The organism is Psychrobacter luti, assembly GCF_014192115.1.
GTDB lineage: Bacteria > Pseudomonadota > Gammaproteobacteria > Pseudomonadales > Moraxellaceae > Psychrobacter > Psychrobacter luti.
In genome coordinates, this window is the sequence record NZ_JACHXL010000003.1 from 161,444 (window position 1) to 179,619 (window position 18,176).

Annotated in this window: 15 protein-coding genes; 9 read left to right on the forward strand and 6 right to left on the reverse strand. The window is 44.0% G+C overall.

Features of this window, described 5'->3' with window-relative positions; all coding sequences use genetic code 11:
• Nucleotides 1-23: 23 nt before the first annotated feature.
• The 3 genes from FHS24_RS07580 to FHS24_RS07590 all read left to right on the forward strand — a co-directional run bounded on the left by FHS24_RS07580 (nt 24) and on the right by FHS24_RS07590 (nt 2,671).
• A complete protein-coding gene (locus tag FHS24_RS07580; RefSeq protein ID WP_183620343.1) occupies nt 24-506 on the forward strand; it encodes a nucleoside deaminase in 483 nt (160 codons plus the stop codon).
• Between the two features lie 46 nt (nt 507-552).
• Nucleotides 553-1,803, forward strand: a complete 1,251-nt coding sequence (gene argE, locus FHS24_RS07585; protein WP_183620345.1) for an acetylornithine deacetylase — start codon at nt 553-555, stop codon at nt 1,801-1,803.
• Between the two features lie 127 nt (nt 1,804-1,930).
• Nucleotides 1,931-2,671 (forward strand): LysE family translocator, encoded by a 741-nt coding sequence (locus tag FHS24_RS07590; protein ID WP_183620347.1) that lies wholly within the window; start codon nt 1,931-1,933, stop codon nt 2,669-2,671.
• Between the two features lie 95 nt (nt 2,672-2,766).
• On the opposite strand, the gene miaB is transcribed toward FHS24_RS07590, so the two are convergent.
• Nucleotides 2,767-4,269, reverse strand: a complete 1,503-nt coding sequence (miaB, locus tag FHS24_RS07595) for a tRNA (N6-isopentenyl adenosine(37)-C2)-methylthiotransferase MiaB (protein ID WP_183620349.1) — start codon at nt 4,267-4,269, stop codon at nt 2,767-2,769.
• A gap of 403 nt (nt 4,270-4,672) precedes the next feature.
• Between miaB and FHS24_RS07600 the strand changes: the two genes are divergently transcribed.
• The 4 genes from FHS24_RS07600 (at nt 4,673) to FHS24_RS07615 (ending at nt 9,930) form a co-directional block, all read left to right on the forward strand.
• Nucleotides 4,673-6,871, forward strand: a complete 2,199-nt coding sequence (locus tag FHS24_RS07600; protein ID WP_183620351.1) for a lytic transglycosylase domain-containing protein — start codon at nt 4,673-4,675, stop codon at nt 6,869-6,871.
• 449 nt (nt 6,872-7,320) lie between these two features.
• The gene (locus tag FHS24_RS07605; protein WP_227671734.1) at nt 7,321-8,028 is read left to right on the forward strand and encodes a T2 family ribonuclease; all 708 of its coding nucleotides are present in this window, start codon (nt 7,321-7,323) and stop codon (nt 8,026-8,028) included.
• 454 nt (nt 8,029-8,482) lie between these two features.
• Nucleotides 8,483-9,472 carry a malate dehydrogenase gene (locus FHS24_RS07610; protein ID WP_183620353.1) on the forward strand — a complete coding sequence of 330 codons (990 nt, stop codon included), beginning with the start codon at nt 8,483-8,485 and terminating at the stop codon, nt 9,470-9,472.
• A gap of 218 nt (nt 9,473-9,690) precedes the next feature.
• Entirely contained in the window at nt 9,691-9,930 is a 240-nt protein-coding gene (locus tag FHS24_RS07615; protein ID WP_183620354.1) for a DUF2789 family protein, read from the forward strand.
• 97 nt (nt 9,931-10,027) lie between these two features.
• On the opposite strand, the gene ribF is transcribed toward FHS24_RS07615, so the two are convergent.
• Nucleotides 10,028-11,068: a riboflavin biosynthesis protein RibF gene (gene ribF, locus FHS24_RS07620; RefSeq protein ID WP_183620356.1), complete on the reverse strand. Its 1,041-nt coding sequence runs from the start codon at nt 11,066-11,068 to the stop codon at nt 10,028-10,030.
• Nucleotides 11,069-11,397: 329 nt separating this feature from the next.
• Between ribF and FHS24_RS07625 the strand changes: the two genes are divergently transcribed.
• A complete protein-coding gene (locus tag FHS24_RS07625) occupies nt 11,398-12,042 on the forward strand; it encodes a GNAT family N-acetyltransferase (protein ID WP_183620358.1) in 645 nt (214 codons plus the stop codon).
• 30 nt (nt 12,043-12,072) lie between these two features.
• Here FHS24_RS07625 and FHS24_RS07630 read toward each other — a convergent pair whose 3' ends face one another.
• The 4 genes from FHS24_RS07630 to ampD form a co-directional block, all read right to left on the reverse strand.
• A complete protein-coding gene (locus FHS24_RS07630; protein ID WP_183620360.1) occupies nt 12,073-12,711 on the reverse strand; it encodes a hypothetical protein in 639 nt (212 codons plus the stop codon).
• 134 nt (nt 12,712-12,845) lie between these two features.
• Nucleotides 12,846-14,396, reverse strand: a complete 1,551-nt coding sequence (gene murJ / locus FHS24_RS07635; protein ID WP_183620362.1) for a murein biosynthesis integral membrane protein MurJ — start codon at nt 14,394-14,396, stop codon at nt 12,846-12,848.
• A 180-nt stretch (nt 14,397-14,576) separates the two neighbouring features.
• Nucleotides 14,577-15,095, reverse strand: a complete 519-nt coding sequence (locus tag FHS24_RS07640) for a hypothetical protein (protein WP_183620364.1) — start codon at nt 15,093-15,095, stop codon at nt 14,577-14,579.
• 47 nt (nt 15,096-15,142) lie between these two features.
• Nucleotides 15,143-15,730, reverse strand: a complete 588-nt coding sequence (ampD, locus tag FHS24_RS07645; protein WP_183620366.1) for a 1,6-anhydro-N-acetylmuramyl-L-alanine amidase AmpD — start codon at nt 15,728-15,730, stop codon at nt 15,143-15,145.
• A 214-nt stretch (nt 15,731-15,944) separates the two neighbouring features.
• Here ampD and FHS24_RS07650 point away from each other — a divergent pair, with 214 nt between their 5' ends.
• Complete coding sequence (locus FHS24_RS07650) at nt 15,945-18,158, forward strand: Lnb N-terminal periplasmic domain-containing protein (protein WP_227671735.1); 2,214 nt, start codon at nt 15,945-15,947, stop codon at nt 18,156-18,158.
• Nucleotides 18,159-18,176 lie beyond the last annotated feature (18 nt).

The window sequence follows — 18,176 nt, forward strand, 5'->3', positions numbered from 1 at the left end:
TTAATAACAGAAGGGAAGCTATGATGATTACTGACAATGATATGATTTATTTGCGCCGCTGCATTGAGCTTGCTACGGAAGCATTAGAGGCGGGGGATGCGCCGTTTGGTAGCGTATTGGTTGATTGTGATGGCACTATATTACATGAAGATCGTAATCGTGCTAATACGGTCGATGCGACTTACCATCCTGAAATTGCCGTGGCAAAATGGGCCGCTCAAAATATGACCCTTGCAGCAAGGGCAAAAGCAGTAGTCTATACCTCGGGTGAGCATTGTGCCATGTGCTCAGCGGCGCATGCGTGGGCAGGACTTGGTCGTATTGTTTATATCAGCTCATCAAGGCAGCTAAGCGAATGGATGAATGAGATGGGCGTGGTAGCAAAATCGCCCATCAATTCATTAAGTATTCAAGAAGTTGCGCCGGATGTATCAGTATATGGTCCGATTGCTGGCTTAGATGAGGAAATCAAGGCACTGCAACAGCGTTCATTTCAAAAAGACTAATCAAAAGGCTGGGTCTTTTTATCTTGTAGTACGATAAGGATGTCTTATGACGGTAATAAATTACAATAAAGGTAAAGAGCGAGCAACGCCTCATGCTAGTTATCCTACTGCCAATTATCCCACTGACAGCATTGACTGGCTAACACGGCTGATTGCTTTTGATACGGTCAGTCGCCATTCAAACTTAGCACTCATTGAAGATGTGCAAGCTTACTGTGAGCAATTAGGCTTAACAGTAGATTTGACCTTTAATGACGTTAAAAATAAAGCCAATTTATTTGTTACTGTCCCAGCAGGGGCAAACACTGACGAAGTCAATCACGGTCTCGTGCTATCTGGTCATACTGATGTCGTACCTGTCGATGGTCAACACTGGACCTCGGAGCCGTTCACCGCGGCGATACGCGGCGACAAGCTATACGGACGCGGCGCTTGTGATATGAAGGGGTTTATTGCCTGTGCGTTGACGCTATTGCCACAAGCGGTACAGCTATCTAATGCAGGCAAGCTACGTCGTCCATTGCATTTGGCGTTGTCATTTGATGAAGAAGTTGGTTGCTTGGGCGCGCCATTGATATTGGCCGATTTAAAGGCGCGCGGTATCACACCTGACTACTGTATCGTTGGTGAGCCAACCAATATGGCGATGGTGGTGGCACATAAAGGCATCGCGGTTTACCGTTGCCGCGTCCATGGCAAGTCTGCGCATTCATCATTGACTGCGCAGGGTGTCAACGCCATTAGCTATGCCAGTCGTTTGATTGGTTATGTTGATGAATTGGCAGAACAGATTAGTCATCGAAGCGATAACGATGCGCTGTTTGATGTGCCTTACTCGACATTGTCTGTAGGTACCATACAAGGTGGGACGGCGACCAATATTGTCCCCAATCTATGCGAGTTTACCTTTGACTATCGTAATCTGCCGCATATGACGCAAGACGATATCCTTGTACCAATTCAGGCAAAAGTTGCAGAGCTAAACGCGCAAATGCAAGCACGTTCGCCAGAGACGGGAATTGAGTTGCTACAAGAAGAAAGTGTACCAGCGATGACCGATAGCGACAGCGCCGAGCTACAAGCCTTAATAGCAGCTCTGACGGGCGATGATACACGTCATAAAGTTGCTTATGCGACGGAAGGTGGTCAATTTACCAATGGTGGCATCCCAACGATCATCTGTGGCCCCGGCAGTATTGAGCAGGCACATAAAGCCGATGAGTATGTGGCGCTAAATGAGATGGCACGCTGTGATGGGTTTTTACAAAAGCTGCTAAACAGCTGTGCCAGCAATTGATACAATAGGCAGCAAGTAGTTCTTTCCAACATATATGAGCATAAAATACACCGTCTTTATGGCGGTGTTTATTTTTTAAGCATTAAGCATTTAAATTTTTCTATTAATAAAAAGTAGGGGTTAGTTGATGTCTTGGCATCTGTTTGCGGTATTTTTTGCAAGTACGTTTTTTATTTCAGCGACCCCTGGGCCGAATATGCTGCTGGCATTCCAGTATGGTATGAATTATGGCGTGAAGCGCACCTTATGGACGCTGTCAGGTCTGAGTTTGGGTTTGTTTTTACTACTACTATCGACATTGCTAGGCTTGGATGTGATTAGCCGCCAGTCGCCTTGGGTGCTGACCGTTATTAAAGCTGTGGGCGCCGCCTACTTAATCTATCTGGGCATCAGCTCGTGGTGCGATGCTGGTGATAGTAGTTTGATGAGCGATGCCCGTGAAATGGGCGAGGAAGTCGCAGCTGACTATCCCGATACGATGTCAGCTGTGACTGATAAAACAACGCCACAGCCCCGCTCACTATCTAGTGCGGCGGTGGTCAAAGTATCGCCGAGCAATATGACCTTATTTCGTACCGGTATTTGGGTGTCGCTGTCTAATCCAAAAGCGATCTTGTTTTTTGCCGCGTTTTTCCCCAAATTCATTAATTTTAGTGCGCCGCTATGGCCGCAATATATTTTATTGACAGCAGGGCTGTTTTTAAGCGAGACAATTTGGCAAATCGTTTATACCCTAGGTGGTACAAAGCTGGCAAGTTGGCTAGATGTTGGTAATCGTTTAGCGTGGTTAAATCGTGCGTGCGGGGTAATTTTTCTGTTAATTGCAGCGGCTTTATTGGCTGAAGTATTTAATGGTTTTATGAGTTAAAAGGCTATTGCTTTTTGAAACTGTTATGACTCACAAAAAAGCCGTTCACTATTTAATAGTAAACGGCTTTTTTATTGATTCAGTGTCTTAAATGTTTAAGCCAACACTTCGATTAGCTCGCCTTTCACCATATGCGGGCTGACAAAATCGGTAATACGCACACTCACGATTTTACCAAGTAGCTCATCCATTTTATCAACGTCATAAGGGAACATAACCGTACGTGTGTTATCGGCTGTACCAATTAAGCAATCAGGATGACGATTAGCAATTTGTTCGACCAAGACGCGAGTGGTGGTACCGACCATCTCATGGGTTTTGGCAAGCGTTGAGTCGATAATGACTTTTTGGAATTCTGCCAAACGCTCTTTCTTAGTTTTAAAGCTCACATCATCCGGCAACTCTGCTGCTGGCGTGCCTGGACGTTTAGAGTAGATAAAACTATAAGAGTGATCGAAATTTAATTCTTTTGCTAGATTTAAAGTATCTTGGAAGTCTTGCTCAGTCTCACCGGGGAAGCCAATGATAAAGTCGCTCGACAAATGAATATCAGGACGAATGGCTTTAAGCTTATTAATCTGATTGATATAAACATCAATAGTATGGTTGCGCTTCATCGCTGCCAAGATAGCGTTTGAGCCACTTTGTACTGGCAAATGCAAATGTGATACCAGTTCTGGCAATTGCGCATAAGCATCGATGATATCATCGGTAAACTCGAGCGGATGACTGGTGGTATAACGAATACGCTCAACGCCATCAACGTGCGATACATAATGCAGCAGTTCTGCGAAACGGCAAATACTGCCGTCATCTTTTTCGCCGCGATAGCCATTGACGTTTTGGCCAAGTAAATTAATTTCGCGCACACCTTGAGCGGCAAGACTATCAATTTCAGCCAATACATCATCTAGTGGACGTGATAATTCTTCCCCACGGGTATAAGGCACGACACAAAACGAGCAATATTTTGAGCAGCCTTCCATGATGGACACAAAGGCTTTATAACCTTCTACTCTTGGCTCTGGCAGAAAATCAAACTTTTCGATACTTGGGAATGAGACATCCACTGTACCAATGCGATTTTTAGGCGAGATTTCACGCTGTTCGTGAGACTGGTCATACAGCTCTGGCAAACGGTGCAAGGTTTGTGGACCAAAAACCATATCGACATAGGGTGCGCGTTTTTGGATGTTGTCACCTTCTTGAGAAGCGACGCAGCCGCCAACACCGATGACTAAATCTGGACGTTTTTCTTTCAATTTGCGCCAGCGACCCAATTCTGAAAAAACCTTTTCTTGCGCTTTTTCGCGAATTGAGCAGGTATTCATTAAGAGCACATCGGCTTCATCGATATCGTGCGTCACTTCCATACCATGCGAATCACCAAGTACGTCGAGCATTTTGCCAGAGTCATAAACATTCATCTGACAGCCCTGGGTAGTCACAAAGACTTTTTTTGGCGCGCCATTGACTGATGTTTGGGCTATTGATTTTTGGACAGAGCTTGGCGCTTTGAGTGCCGTAACGGCAGGCGCAGTAACCGTTGTGTCAACAGCAGCGTCATCGATGCGGGGATTAAATACAGTAACACTCATAAGCGAAGTCCATGATTGACTAAAAATATAGCGGGGTAGGCGATTAACTGGTGGCGTATTTTATCACAACCTCGCCCCAATGTGAAAAGTTAGCGTACGCTTATAGGGATAATTATGCTAGATTATTTATAATAGTATCAAATGCTTACCTAGTATTATTCAATAATAAATGCTATTAATTACGATTGTCACTGTTTTAAGCGTCGTAACACCTCCGTGTTACGCAGGGCTATCCGATTTATTAACGAAAAGTAAAGCTTATGGTTGAATGTGCAACGAGTATAGTATGATGAAAACAACCATAGCTGCACTATTGTTTAAATGAGTGTTTTGACCAGGATGGAAACATCATTTAAACCTCTATTGAAACAATTTATTTAGACTTATTATAAAGAGAATTCGTATGACAAAGCCGCAAGTTGCTCAAGGTATTAAGGATAAAAATGCCAAGCGCCAAAATAACATGCCAGATCGTCTTAAAAAAACGACGCTAAAAACCAGCGCCTTGGGTTTGGCGACGGCGATGGGTGCAATGGGTTTGTCGCAAGTCGCTTGTGCCGAACTCACTTGGGGTAGTGATAGTAGCTATCCGCAAGAAGGCAAGTATCAGCCAGAAAGTTATCAGCCGCAGAGCTATCAGCCTGACAATTATCAACCACAGAGTGCGCCGTCAAACAGCAGCTATCAAGCAAATAATGGCGTGGGCTCATTTACAGCGGCGGCGATTGCAGCAGAGCGCGGTGATGTCAACGCGCTTTATAATTATGAGCAAGCGATGAGTGGCGGCTTGTTCGCCATGTATCCGACTTATTGGCGTATGAATGTCGATTTGAATTCGCAAAGTCCAGCGGCGGTGTCACAGTTTGTGCGTCAATATCCAGATACGGTGATGGCAGAAAAACTCGCGGCTGATTTTGCGGAAACCAAAGCGGGCTCCAATGATTATGCCGCCGTACGCCAAGTGGCGAACCTGATTACCAACGCTGATGATAGTGAGCGCTGTGCGGTTGCGCTTGGGTTTAATAATGGTGGCGATAGCATGCGCGCTATGGCAGCCAAGCCCGATGTCTGGCTGACCACCAAAAAGCAGCCAGCCTTGTGCGACCAATTGGCGCTAGAGATGAATAATAACGCCCTGATTAGCAATCAAGATAGAGTATCACGCCTCAAGCGTATGCTGCGTAAAGGTAAAACAGGCGATATTATGGCGCTGTCTTCACGTCTGGGTACGCCTATTCCTTACTCGTCGTTGAGTGAAATTCAGCTGAATCCATCATCATTTTTTAGCCGCTTTGCCCGCGAAGCAAATACGCAAACCAATCAATACTTGTATTTATATGCGTTGGGGCGCGTGGCGGAAAAATCCTATCGCGAGGCGGCGCTACAACTAGACTTTGATATTAAGCAAGACAATCAGCGCTCAGCTAAGTTATTAAATGATGACACCCGTCGTTATGCTTATCGTATTCTTGGCGTACAGCGCATGAATCACAATACCGATGATGGCTTTAATGTTGAAGCGGTTGACTGGTTCCGTAATAGTTTAGATGATGACTTTAGCTTTGAAGAAGCCGAATATTATGCCATGGCAGCGATTCGCTTTAGTCGCTGGGATGATGTGGTCGAAGCCATCTCAAAAATGGACGCCGAAACGCAAAAAACCAATCAATGGCAATATTGGCTGGCTCGTGCTTATGAGCAATCAAGTGATGCTAACAAACGCAGTACTGCCAAAAAAATGTATCAAAACTTGGCAAAAAGTAATGAGTATTATGGCTTAATGGCAAAGGATAAAGTCGGTCAGCGTTTTGATGCCAGTCGCTTAGGTGGTAGTAACCTACCCAACGTCAGTACCGCTGACCGCGCGCGCGTCATGCAAAACCCACACTTTGCACGGGCATTTGCTCTATATAATGCCGATGCCAGTCGCGCCTATGCCAACCGTGAGTGGAACTGGGCGGTGAAAAAAGCCCGTGATAGTCGCGATGAGAATTTGATTATTGCCGCCGCGCGCCAAGCGTATGATATGGGCTGGCTCGACCGTGCCATATATGCAATTGACAATACTGACAACGTAAACAGCGTTGCGATATCGCATCCGATGCCGCACCAATCAGCAGTCGTTCGACACAGTCAGTCGGCGGGTATCGATCCAGCGTGGGCATATGGCATCATGCGTCAAGAAAGTCGTTTTGTGGCCTCTGCACGCTCAAACGTTGGCGCCAGCGGTCTTATGCAGGTCATGCCTGATACAGCAAAATATATTGCCCGTAACTTAGGCGAGACTTATAGCGCCAGCCGTGCAAATAGCGGCGATACCAATATCCGTTATGGTACTTGGTATATGGGCGATATCTTTGGCAAATTGAACAGCCAGCCTGTTTTGGCAACGGCAGGCTATAACGCCGGCCCAAATAATGCCAAACGCTGGCAGCCGACTTATGGCTCACTTTCTGCTGACCAGTATGTAGAGTCGATTGCCTTTCCTGAAACCCGTAGTTACGTCAAACACGTGATGGAAAACGCTACTATTTATAGCAGTCTATTAGGTCGTGATCAGCCTATCAGCCAGCGTATGGGAACGGTTCCTGCGGCATTCTAATGCTTTTTCCTTACCCTATAAAACCACTATCAGCTTGCTGCTAGTGGTTTTTTTATAAGCGTTTCTTTTATAAGTACGGTTTTTATATGTAAGGCTTTTATATGCATTACTTTCATATAAGGTGCTTTTGGAGCGCTGATATATGACGGTTTTAAGTCGTACTTTTAAAATAAGTTATTCACTTTTTAAGCACTGTTTACGTTTTTGCTATAGATTAAAAAAAGCAATTTGCTACCATGACTCTAAGTACCGTCTGCGTTTTTCGTTGGTTGATTCTTAGGCTGCTGATATTTTAAAAGCAAACTGGCTTAATGCCGAATACAACCAACTCTAGAAGCTATCTTCTTCATTGTTAAATGCTCTAACCTCTTATGATTAAAAAATATTTCACTCTGCCTATACGGTCGCAAGTAAAGCGTCGGTCATGTGTTCAGACAAAGGTGGGCTCGATGTCAAAGACAAGGCTATCGGAGCATTTTAATCAATGCTTGATCAGCAAAAAGTATGAAAGTAAGGGCAATGTTGCTAATGCTACGATAGGTATTACAGCTTTACTTTTGCTGCAGGGTGTCATGGTATTGCCAGCGCAAGCGGCAAGTGCTGCCAAAACGGGACAGCGTGTATTGATGATTGAGATGACGCCAGCGCTGTGTAGTTTACAACCGACGCGTGCGCGTATGCGCCAGTGTTTGGAAGGCTATTCGTTAACTGTTTCAGGTTTGGATATGGGTTATGGCGAGCGCTGCGGGCGTGGTAGTGAGCCACGTTTGACGCCACTACAATTAAAAGTCGTCAACCGTATCATGCCCGATACCACCGTGCGTACCCAAGCATGGCAACGGTATGGCATCTGTAGTCCGCTTAGCGCCAGTAATTATTTTCGTCAAATCACTAACTATGCCGGCGACTTAAAACTGCCGAGTGAATTGAATACGGGCAACAGTTATACGGTATTAAAATCGCGTTTTGTGGGACAAATGACCCGCTTAAACAGTGGTATGTCAGCGGATAGCGTTGATTTGATTTGTCAGGCAGGTGCGCGTCGTCAAATGGTTTTGACAGATGTCCATGTTTGTTATGAAGGCAGTGCGTTTGGCACTTGTAGCAACGTCGTCGATAACTGTGGCAGTAAATTTATTATCTCAGGCGGCAAGTAAGCAGCAAGTAGGCATTATTCATAATCAGTAATGAACTACAAAGAATATCCCTTTAGATTTTTAGGGCGTGATTATTCATAAGCAAAAACGACCATGTTATGTATTTGACGGTAATACAACTTATGTAGTCGTATTAAATTCTCTTAAATAATGCTATTAAAAGTCCTATGAGTTCTTTTCTTTGACCACCTCTTATATCCCTCTAAGACTTTATTTTTATAGCTTTTTATAACAAGATAAAACATCTGTTCGTATAAAATGTAACAATATAACCAGCATAGTTATCTATCACATTCGCGCTTTCTCTAGACGGTTAATAGGCTGAGGTGCTACACTAGCTCTCGGTTTATGACTGCTATATTCAGCGAGTAAATCGCTATCTAAAACGATCATCCTCAATCAGAACCATCAATCAGAATCATGAATTATCTAATCTATAATTAGGGAGTATTCAATGTCAATGAAACAGCCTTTACGTGTTGCCGTCACTGGTGCCGCTGGTAATATCAGCTATGCTATGTTATTTCGTATTGCATCTGGTGAGATGCTAGGTAAAGATCAGCCAGTTATTTTGCAATTGCTTGAAATCGCCCCAGCACTTGACGCCCTAAAGGGTGTGGTCATGGAGTTAGAAGACTGTGCATTCCCATTATTGGCCGGTATCGTTCAAACTGATGATGCGACCGTTGCATTCAAAGATGTAGACTATGCTTTGCTAGTCGGTTCACGTCCTCGTGGCCCAGGTATGGAACGTAAAGATTTGCTAGAAGCCAACGCTGCGATTTTCTCAGCCCAAGGTAAAGCATTGAACGACGTTGCAAGCCGTGATGTAAAAGTATTGGTCGTCGGTAACCCTGCCAACACCAACGCACTTATCGCTCAGCGTAATGCGCCAGATTTAGATCCACGTAACTTTACTGCCATGACTCGCCTAGATCATAACCGTGCCATGGCACAGTTGGCTGAGAAAACAGACAGCACTGTTAATGACATCAAAAACATGACTATCTGGGGTAACCACTCATCTACTCAGTATCCAGACCTAACGTCTGCGACTGTAAACGGTAAGCCAGCACTAGATTTAGTCGATCGCGAATGGTACGAAGCTACTTATATCCCAGAAGTACAACAACGCGGTGCCGCTATCATTAAAGCGCGCGGCGCATCATCTGCCGCTTCTGCTGCCAACGCTGCTATTGCACACGTACGTACATGGGCACTAGGTACTGATGAGAATGATTGGGTATCTATGGGCGTTTATTCAAACGGCGAATACGGTATTGCTGAAGGCTTAATCTACTCATTCCCAGTAACCTGCGCTAACGGCGACTGGTCTATCGTAGAAGGCGTTGACGTGTCATCAGATTTCTCAAAAGAGAAAATGGCCGCCACTGAGCAAGAGCTTAGCGAAGAGCGTGATGCAGTAGCACACCTGCTTCCATAAGTAGGCAATCTACTTAAGCTGTTATATAAGATTTAATTAAAAAAGCCCTCTACGATAGAGGGTTTTTTTGTGCCTTGCGTAACCATCAATACAATTGCTAACGTTAGCTAAACGTTGGTTAACAGCTATTAGCATCAAGGTTGCTACAATAAAGTGGTTAATTTAAATAATAAGTACAATCAAATCATTATTAATTTTTTGTCATTAAGGAAAAGACTATGTTGGGTGAACCTGAATACAATATGAATGAGTTATTTGCGCAGTTAGGGCTTGATAGCTCGGATGAAGCGATTGATAGTTTTGTCGAAAATAATAAACTGGCAAAAGAAGAAAAGTTAATCGAAGCGGCGGTATGGAATGACAATCAGCGTGCCTTTTTGCAAGAAGAGTGGAATAAAGACGCCGCATGGGTAGAAGTTATCGATGATTTAAACGTGCGTATGCATCCTGATGCCTAAAAGATAATAAAATATTAGACTAAATAAAAACCCACAGACGTTATTCACGCTGTGGGTTTTTTATACATTAGTCTTTTATAGGCTCATAACTACTATTTTAATTCGACTGCTTAGCACGCCATTCGAGTAAATCGATAACATCGTTATGAATACCTGCTTTTAACGCCTCTAAACTCTCGTAATGGCGCTCGCCATGTAAATAATGCAAGAAGCGTACTTGTAAGGTTAAGCCATATAAATCTGCTTGTAGCTTAGGGAAATGTACCTCTAAGCGCCAATCATGCTCTTTATCTACCGAAGGTCTGATACCAATATTGGCCGTACCAAATAAGCTATGCGGGCGTAAACCTGCAATCCCTGGATTTTCGCTATTTGTCAGTGCGGTCAAGCCGTTCGGTATGACATCACCATTATCATCAAGGCTAACGACATCGACAGCAAAGATGCCATGTAACGCTGGTTTTATGCGTTTTAAGTCGACATTGGCAGTGGGGAAGTCCATAGTGCGACCGATTTTATCACCACCAACGACAACGCCTGTCATCGCATAATCTCGACCCAATAAGGCATTAGCCGCATCGATGTCACCGGCCAATAATAGGTTACGTATACGCGTAGAGCTAATGCGAGCGCCTTTACCTTTATCATCGATCACGGTATGCAGATTGGTCACATCTAAGCCATAATCACGCAAAAACTGACTGTCACCGGTACGATCATGACCAAATTTAAAGTCATCACCCAGTACCAATGCTTGTACGTTCAAACGCTGCGCTAAGATATCGGCAAATGCCTGCGCTGATAGCGAGCGAAACTCCGCATCAAAGCTTGCGACAATTAAAGTTTCAATGCCATACTCTGCCAGTAAAGCCTGTTTTTCGGCAAGATTGGTTAAGCGGGCAGGTGCGGTAGCTGGCGCAAAAAACTCACGTGGCTGGGGCTCAAATATCATGACTGCCGAGCCAATATTTTGTGCTTTGGCAATATCACGGACGTGCGCAAGCATCGCTTGATGACCCAAGTGTACGCCATCAAAATTACCGATAGTCAGCACGCAGGGTGCTAAATCTACTGGGCTAGTATTGGCAGACAAAGCGCTTGGCGATGCCATCAGTTGCTCAAGAAAATAGGTGTTCATAAATTTTCAGCTATGATAGATAAGACCAGATAAAAAATAAAAAACACACCTCTACCAAAGATTGATGTGTCTAAAATCAGTCATTATAAAGTAAAATAGCCATACTAACATCCTATAGTCTGCTGATAATCAAACAACCACGTTAACAGCTCAAAAGGTAGCATTTTTATTTTTCTTACGTTGCTTGCTTTGTTAGTTACTTCCGCTACGTACAGCTAGATTAGATAAAAGATGCAACGATTAAGTGTTAAGCCTTAAATACTTATTACTAATCAGCCGTTATTTATTACTTATCATTTATTTTTACTATTAATAACCATGGAAACGCTATGCCTGATGCTATCTCTGTCGCTGCTTGTCATAAAGCCTCTCATTCGATGGCACCTGTCTTGGCAATTAATAAGCTCAATGAGGGCTTTACGGTACAGCGTGCCAATAAAGAAGACTTGCCAGAAATTTTAGCGATTTATAACCAAAGTATCGCGGGCAAACAAGCAACGGCCAATCTAACGCCAGTGAGTTGTGAAGAGCGTCAGGATTGGTTTGATGAGCATGTAAATAGTGCTACGCGACCTATTTATATTGTTCGTGCTGTTGAAGAGTTAGAAGTTGTAGGTACTGAAGGTGAGGCGCAAACAGTATCGTCAATCGTCGCTTGGGGCAGCTTTAGTGATTTGTATGCACGACCGGCTTATCATATCAGCACTGAGATTAGTATTTACTTGCATCAGAATTATCACGGTCAAGGATTGGGTAGCTTATTGACACGTTGGATGCTGACGCAAGCGCCGAGCTTAGGTATTCATAATGTGGTGGCACTTATCTTTGCTCATAATCAACCAAGCTTAGGATTGTTCCGTAAGCTTGGGTTTGAGCAATGGGGCTATATGCCAAAGGTTTGCGATATGCAGGGGTTTATCGCTGATGTGGTGATGCTTGGTAAAGCAGTGATAGCAGCTAATAATGCCAAATGAAGTAAATTTAGATATTAGTAGATAGGTGTTCTATCCTAAAATCTTCCATTTTCCATCTATCTTTTGTAGCTCATAAGCCAAGGGTGCAGGCTCGCTTTGTCCCCTTAGCATCAACTCGCCAGTGATGGTGGCACGGGTTTTATCATTATTGTATTTGGTGTCGGTGATAGTGACGCCATCAACCGTTTGCTGAAAAGCCGACTGGGTCTTAGCAAGCTCTTCCTCGAAATTTGCCATATCTACTTTATAGTAGGTAGCAGCTTGCTTGACGTCGCCATAATACAAGCTGTCTAGAGCTTGTTTAACGGTATCTTCTGGCGTCCCGTCTTGGGTCGGATTGGTGACTAAGCTTTTTTGCTTAGCGGCAGCAGTGACTGGATTGAGATTGTCGTTAGCAATCGTGGTTTCATCCTTTGTGCTATCTGCTGCCTGTTTACTATCAGTTTTAGTGCCTGTTAATTCTACTTGGCTCGCGTCGTTCTCAGATGTTTGCGCGACCGCTGTAGCATCTTCATTATTACTGGCCGCCGTCTCAGTTTCACCCTTACCATTATTGCTACAACCACTTAAAAGTAGTCCGGTGCTCAGGATGCCCGCAGTCAATAGGGTTGGTAAGCGTAACAAGGTTGCTGATAAAGCTGTTTGTGAAGCTGATGATTTAGTCGTCATATTAGTCCTCAAAATTCATTTATTCATTAGACAGTAATTATGGCAACTATCAGCAGCGTTCACTGTCAATTCTCATACTAAGCTTGTTTTGGTTTGGTAAGTTAAAGCCTTGCCTAGTGCTTAAAAGTTAACCCTTAACCATGTTTTAGCTGGCGCGGACGGAAGCCTGTTGCTAATAGCACGACGCCATAAACCACTGCACCGACGACGCACATAATCAGTAGCGCGACGATACGTTTCCATTGAAAATCATTGGTTGGGAAATAGGGCAGCATGACATAAAGCACCGCAATCATAGAGGCGGTAGAAATTCCAAACTGGCCAAAGAGTTTTTTCCAGTGGCTACCAAAGCGGAAAATATCACGCTTATGCAAGAAGTAATATAACAAGCCTGCGTTCACAAATGCTGCGCCCGTGGTTGCCAGTGCCAAACCACCATGCAACGGCATATCGAAGAAGTAAAATATGCCGATAAAAATGACACTAAAAACCATGTTGGCAAAAACGGAAACAATACCAATTCTGACTGGCGTTCTGGTGTCTTGACGGGCGAAAAAGGCGGGTGCGAAGATTTTAATTAACATAAAACCTAAAATGCCGCCTGCCATGCTTTTTAACGCCAATGAGCTCATTTGTGCATCGCGTAAGGTAAATTCGCCACGTAAAAACAGCGCCTGCATAAGTACGTCAGAGAGTATAAATAGTGCCGCCGATGCTGGAACGCCGACCAAAATAATTAAGCGTGCTGCCCAGTCAATGGTCTTTTTAAAGCTAACGTCATCTTTTCGCGCTTCACTTTTTGATAGACTTGGCAAAATGACCGTGCCTATGGCCACGCCAATTAACCCTAATGGTAACTCGCTCATACGCTCGGCAGCATAAAGCCAAGAAACCGAACCGCCAATCATTAATGAAGCAAAGATAGTGTTCAGTAGTAGATTAATCTGAGTGACAGAGACGCCAAAAATAGCCGGCAGCATCAGCTTTAAAATACGGCGAACGCCTTCATGCTGAAAGTCAATCTTGGGTGCAACTAACAGCTTTTGCTGCGAGAGTTGGGGCAGTTGTATCAATAGCTGGAGTAAACCTGCTATAGCGACAGAATAGCCAAGCGCCATAATAGGGACATCAAACATCGGCGCGAACACCAGCGCACCACCAATCATAGATAGATTGAGTAGCACTGGCGCAAAGGCTGGCGCGGCAAAACGGCCGTAGCTTTGCAAAATACCGCTGGCAAAGGCGGTCATAGAAATAAATAATAAATAAGGAAAGGTTAGGCGTAGCAGCTCAGCGGTGATGGCAAATTTATCAGGCTGATTGGCAAAACCGGGCGCAAATAAAGTCACCACCCAAGGGGCGATTAAAATTACCACGACCGTCAGCATGGATAATACTAACAGCAGCGCTCCTGAAGTGCGACTGACTAAAATCTGTACCTGCTGTAGGCTATATTTTTCTTTATATTCTGACAGCACAGGGACAAACGCTTGGCTAAAAGCCCCTTCTGCAAATAGACGGCGCAAAAAGTTCGGTATCTTAAAGGCGACCAAAAAGGCGTCCATCAGACCACCTGCCCCAAAGACACCTAGTAATACGATATCGCGTACCAGACCTAAAATACGCGACAGCATGGTCATACTACTGACCACCATGGTTGAACGAAATAACCGACTTTTTGCCATGAGAACCTATTCTGCTAATTTATTTGATGAAGGTTGTTTGCTGGTGTAGTGTTGTCAAAAAACTGACGGATTATAGCACTTTCATTGTCCTGATAAATGGATTGAATATGGAATATAGAATGATAAAAAATCGTTGATAAGTGGCGATAATTTTTTTAATTGCGACAAATAAATTAAAAATTAAATAGTTTTATAGATTTCATTCAAGAGACTAAATAGCTCGGAGCGTTTATCAATCATAGACTTTCTATAGTTGGTTGTATCATTTGGATCAAAAGGTATATCTATGGAGTCTATTCTTTTTTTAAAAGAGATAACTGTTTCGCCATAATCTCTAAGCTTAATTTGAGCGCTGCTATAGCCAAATAGTAGTAATAAAGATTCCGCTTTCGTTAGCTCACTAAAGCTGTCGAATAATTTATTTTGAGCATCCAAGAATCCATTAGATTTAGGAAGCGAAGAGTCTAAAATTAACCTGCGCCGCCAGTCGGTGGCGAATGCCCAATAATTCAAAGTAATACTATTAAAGTTCTCTACTTTTTCTGGGACTTCCTTTAACATCTCAAACTCGCGTTCTACTTTAGCTTTTTTAAGCTCATTACGATGTTGTGTTGAGGATAATAGAAAAGTAATAACGCCTGCTATCAATGCGCCCAAACCTATTTTTACTGCTGAATCGACCACTTCCATCCAAGTCATAGTTTTTCCAATCGATTATTAATCATTATTAAAGTTGAGTAAGCCTTTTATTTTAATAGAGCTGCAACCATCTCACGCAACTTTGTCCATTCAAAATAATCACCGGGGTCAGTTTTGCGACCGGGCGCGATATCACTATGACCAGTCAGATGCCTGCGAGTTTTTGGATAAGCGTCATAGATAGTGACGATAACTTTGGTAAGCGCTTCATATTGGGCGGCGGTAAAGGACACAAAATCTGAACCTTCAAGCTCAATGCCAATGCTATAATCATTACATTCAGGGCGACCCAAGTAGCTGGAGCGTCCGGCATGCCACGCGCGTTCGTTAAAATTGACAAACTGGGTAATCGCGCCATCGCGCTCTATAAATAAATGCGCTGAGACTTCTGCACCTTTAATGGTTTGAAAATAAGGATGCGCCTCCCAGTCTAATTGATTGGTAAATAAGGCTTTAACGTAATGTAGTCCGTCAGTATCACACGCCCCAAACTCATTGGGTGGCAAGCTAATATTGTGAATAATAATGGCATCAATCGCGACATTTTCAGGTCGTTTATTATGATTGGGCGAGGCAAGCCAAGTCGCAGCTGATAATCGACCGGCATTAATAGTCATTGACGATGCTGTGGACATAATACTCTCTTTTATAATGTGATAAATAAGTGCGCAGTAAATGCTGATGAGTATGTTTTTTTATCAATAAATGGCGTATCTACCTGAAAAGCTGTCATTCGAAACAATAGTTTGAAGCAGTCGTTCAAAACGATAATTTATAATATCACTCTGACAATTCGATAGAACTCATAACGCGATACGCGTCTGACTCCTACAGTGCGAGATGTTACTCATGTCCATATATTCCAAATATTCAAACCTTTTGCCGATAGATTGTACGCCAACAAAGATTGGCAGGCGAGCGCGTTTGCCGCTCACCATAGCCGGACTGCTGCTGACCGCACAGGCACAGGCATTTTTGCCGACGCCCGCATCGCTTGTGACAACAGGGGAGTTAGCGCTAAATACTCCTGATGATAATTCCGCCTCTAAATCACAAAGCAATGAGCCAACATTGGTGGCTTATACTGAGCCAAATAATACCATCAAGCCAAGTATTGGCTCAAATATAGCAGAGACTTCTGCTACGTCTAACCATCAAAGTATAAGTAGTTCCAACGCCCAACAGCTATTAGCATCATGGCGTGCGCAAGCAAAAACAAAAAACCTTGCAAAGCATATAACATGGCGACGGTTATTATATTTCTTTGATGATCAAAAGAATTTAATCGGTAAGAAAAAAGACAGCAGTATCGTTGATGATGCTACATTTTACTTAAATAAAAATGGACAGCAAGATTCAGCGGCTGAGCTTGATGCATTGCTGGTTGCCCTTGCTGACGAAATGGCTACGACTCCGGATAACAGTAATGCTAGTAATAGTGCATCCAATCGTGCGACTAAAAACTCTGTACAAAACTCAGTATTATGCCGTTTCCCAGCGCGCGTCCAATGGCTGACCGATACACTCAATATCGACAAAAGCGGTTTGCAAGTCGACTGTCCAGAGCTGAATGACTGGATGCAAAAGCTGGCACCCGAGCAGCTGTCTATTATGTTTGCGCAAGAATATTTAGATAATCCTATCTCAGCTTTTGCTCATACGTTATTGCGTATTGACTCTAAAGCCAGCGTGGCGGATCCAAGCCAAATTCATCATGCTGTTGCGCTTAATTATACGGTGGGCGGTGACTCAACCGATAATTTTTTGGTATATGCCATCAAATCGATGAGCGGCGGTTATGACAATCTGATTGAAATTGACTCTTATCCAGAGAAGCTGGCGAAGTATCTGCAAGAAGATGAGCGTGATGCGTGGACATACCAATTGGCTTTGACCCCAGCGGAAGTGCAGCAAATTATGTTGCATGTCTGGGAAACCAAAGATTTGAAATTGCCGTATTACTTCACCACTGATAACTGCGCGTCTGAGATTTTACGCTTAATTGATGTGGTGCGCCCGCAGCAGCATTTATTAAGCCGCCTACCTTATGCCGTAATTCCCTCAGATGTCGTGCAGTTACTTAATAGCGAAAACTTACTTGCCAGCACTAACTATACACCCGCTGATAGCACCTTGCGCCAAGCGCAGTTAAATAAGGTTAAAGAGCAGCGCGAGCAATTGGGCTATCATAATAACGCTACGCAGACGTTAAATGAGATTAAGTCTGCCCAGTTAAATCCAACCTCGAGCATAGCTGCCGACGGACAAACGCTACTACCACGCCGTATTGCGGTAGCTGATAACAATCCAATAGACAGGCATCCTCTGCAACTTGGGTTTATCGGGCTAGGGCAGCGCGGTGATAATAATTATATTGATTTGGGCGTGCGCGCAGGTTATCACGATACCCTTGATCGACCGTCAGGATTTCCACAATTCTTTGATTTAGAAGGCGCGGCTGCGACTTTACGCCTGTATGATAACGATAATGATAAGGCCAATCAGCCAAGCAGCGTGGTTTTGCAAAATGTGACCTTGGTGCGAGGGCGTTCGTTTAATCCAGTTAATTCTGCCAAAAAAGGCAAAACGTGGGGCGCAAGTATTGAAGCGACCCGTGTGAACGACGGCTCGCAGCAAGATGGCAGCGATCATTTAGTCGGTAGTTTGGGCTATGAGACGGGTTGGTCGTGGGCGTTTGGCACACCTAGCGCGGGCACAGGCGAGATACCGCCGCAGCTATGTTATACGTTTTTGGCAGGTACGGCGCAAGCAGGGCGCGGTATCAATAAAGGCTATCGTGTTGGCGCAGGCGTCAATGCCGGTTGTCGCTATCAGATTAACAATCAGTTACGTGCGCAGGCTGAATTGCAACTGCCATATTGGTATCATGGCAGCAGCGATGAGTCTAATGCCCGTGGTCATTATTGGCAGCCGATCTCAAGCTTAGGTTTGCAATACGATATCGATAAAAAACAAGCATTACGTATCAATGCCAACTACGAATGGCAAGATCGTATCGATGCCAAGGAAGATATACAGCTGTCGTACAGACGCTATTTTTAGCGCTTGTTATTAAATTAT

What these genes read in the sequence shown, in the direction of transcription:
- FHS24_RS07580 (WP_183620343.1), top strand. Translation starts at nt 24, where the DNA reads ATGATTACTGACAATGATATGATTTATTTGCGCCGCTGCATTGAGCTT.
- argE (WP_183620345.1), top strand. Translation starts at nt 553, where the DNA reads ATGACGGTAATAAATTACAATAAAGGTAAAGAGCGAGCAACGCCTCAT.
- FHS24_RS07590 (WP_183620347.1), top strand. Translation starts at nt 1,931, where the DNA reads ATGTCTTGGCATCTGTTTGCGGTATTTTTTGCAAGTACGTTTTTTATT.
- miaB (WP_183620349.1), bottom strand. Translation starts at nt 4,269, where the DNA reads ATGAGTGTTACTGTATTTAATCCCCGCATCGATGACGCTGCTGTTGAC.
- FHS24_RS07600 (WP_183620351.1), top strand. Translation starts at nt 4,673, where the DNA reads ATGACAAAGCCGCAAGTTGCTCAAGGTATTAAGGATAAAAATGCCAAG.
- FHS24_RS07605 (WP_227671734.1), top strand. Translation starts at nt 7,321, where the DNA reads ATGTCAAAGACAAGGCTATCGGAGCATTTTAATCAATGCTTGATCAGC.
- FHS24_RS07610 (WP_183620353.1), top strand. Translation starts at nt 8,483, where the DNA reads ATGTCAATGAAACAGCCTTTACGTGTTGCCGTCACTGGTGCCGCTGGT.
- FHS24_RS07615 (WP_183620354.1), top strand. Translation starts at nt 9,691, where the DNA reads ATGTTGGGTGAACCTGAATACAATATGAATGAGTTATTTGCGCAGTTA.
- ribF (WP_183620356.1), bottom strand. Translation starts at nt 11,068, where the DNA reads ATGAACACCTATTTTCTTGAGCAACTGATGGCATCGCCAAGCGCTTTG.
- FHS24_RS07625 (WP_183620358.1), top strand. Translation starts at nt 11,398, where the DNA reads ATGCCTGATGCTATCTCTGTCGCTGCTTGTCATAAAGCCTCTCATTCG.
- FHS24_RS07630 (WP_183620360.1), bottom strand. Translation starts at nt 12,711, where the DNA reads ATGACGACTAAATCATCAGCTTCACAAACAGCTTTATCAGCAACCTTG.
- murJ (WP_183620362.1), bottom strand. Translation starts at nt 14,396, where the DNA reads ATGGCAAAAAGTCGGTTATTTCGTTCAACCATGGTGGTCAGTAGTATG.
- FHS24_RS07640 (WP_183620364.1), bottom strand. Translation starts at nt 15,095, where the DNA reads ATGACTTGGATGGAAGTGGTCGATTCAGCAGTAAAAATAGGTTTGGGC.
- ampD (WP_183620366.1), bottom strand. Translation starts at nt 15,730, where the DNA reads ATGTCCACAGCATCGTCAATGACTATTAATGCCGGTCGATTATCAGCT.
- FHS24_RS07650 (WP_227671735.1), top strand. Translation starts at nt 15,945, where the DNA reads ATGTCCATATATTCCAAATATTCAAACCTTTTGCCGATAGATTGTACG.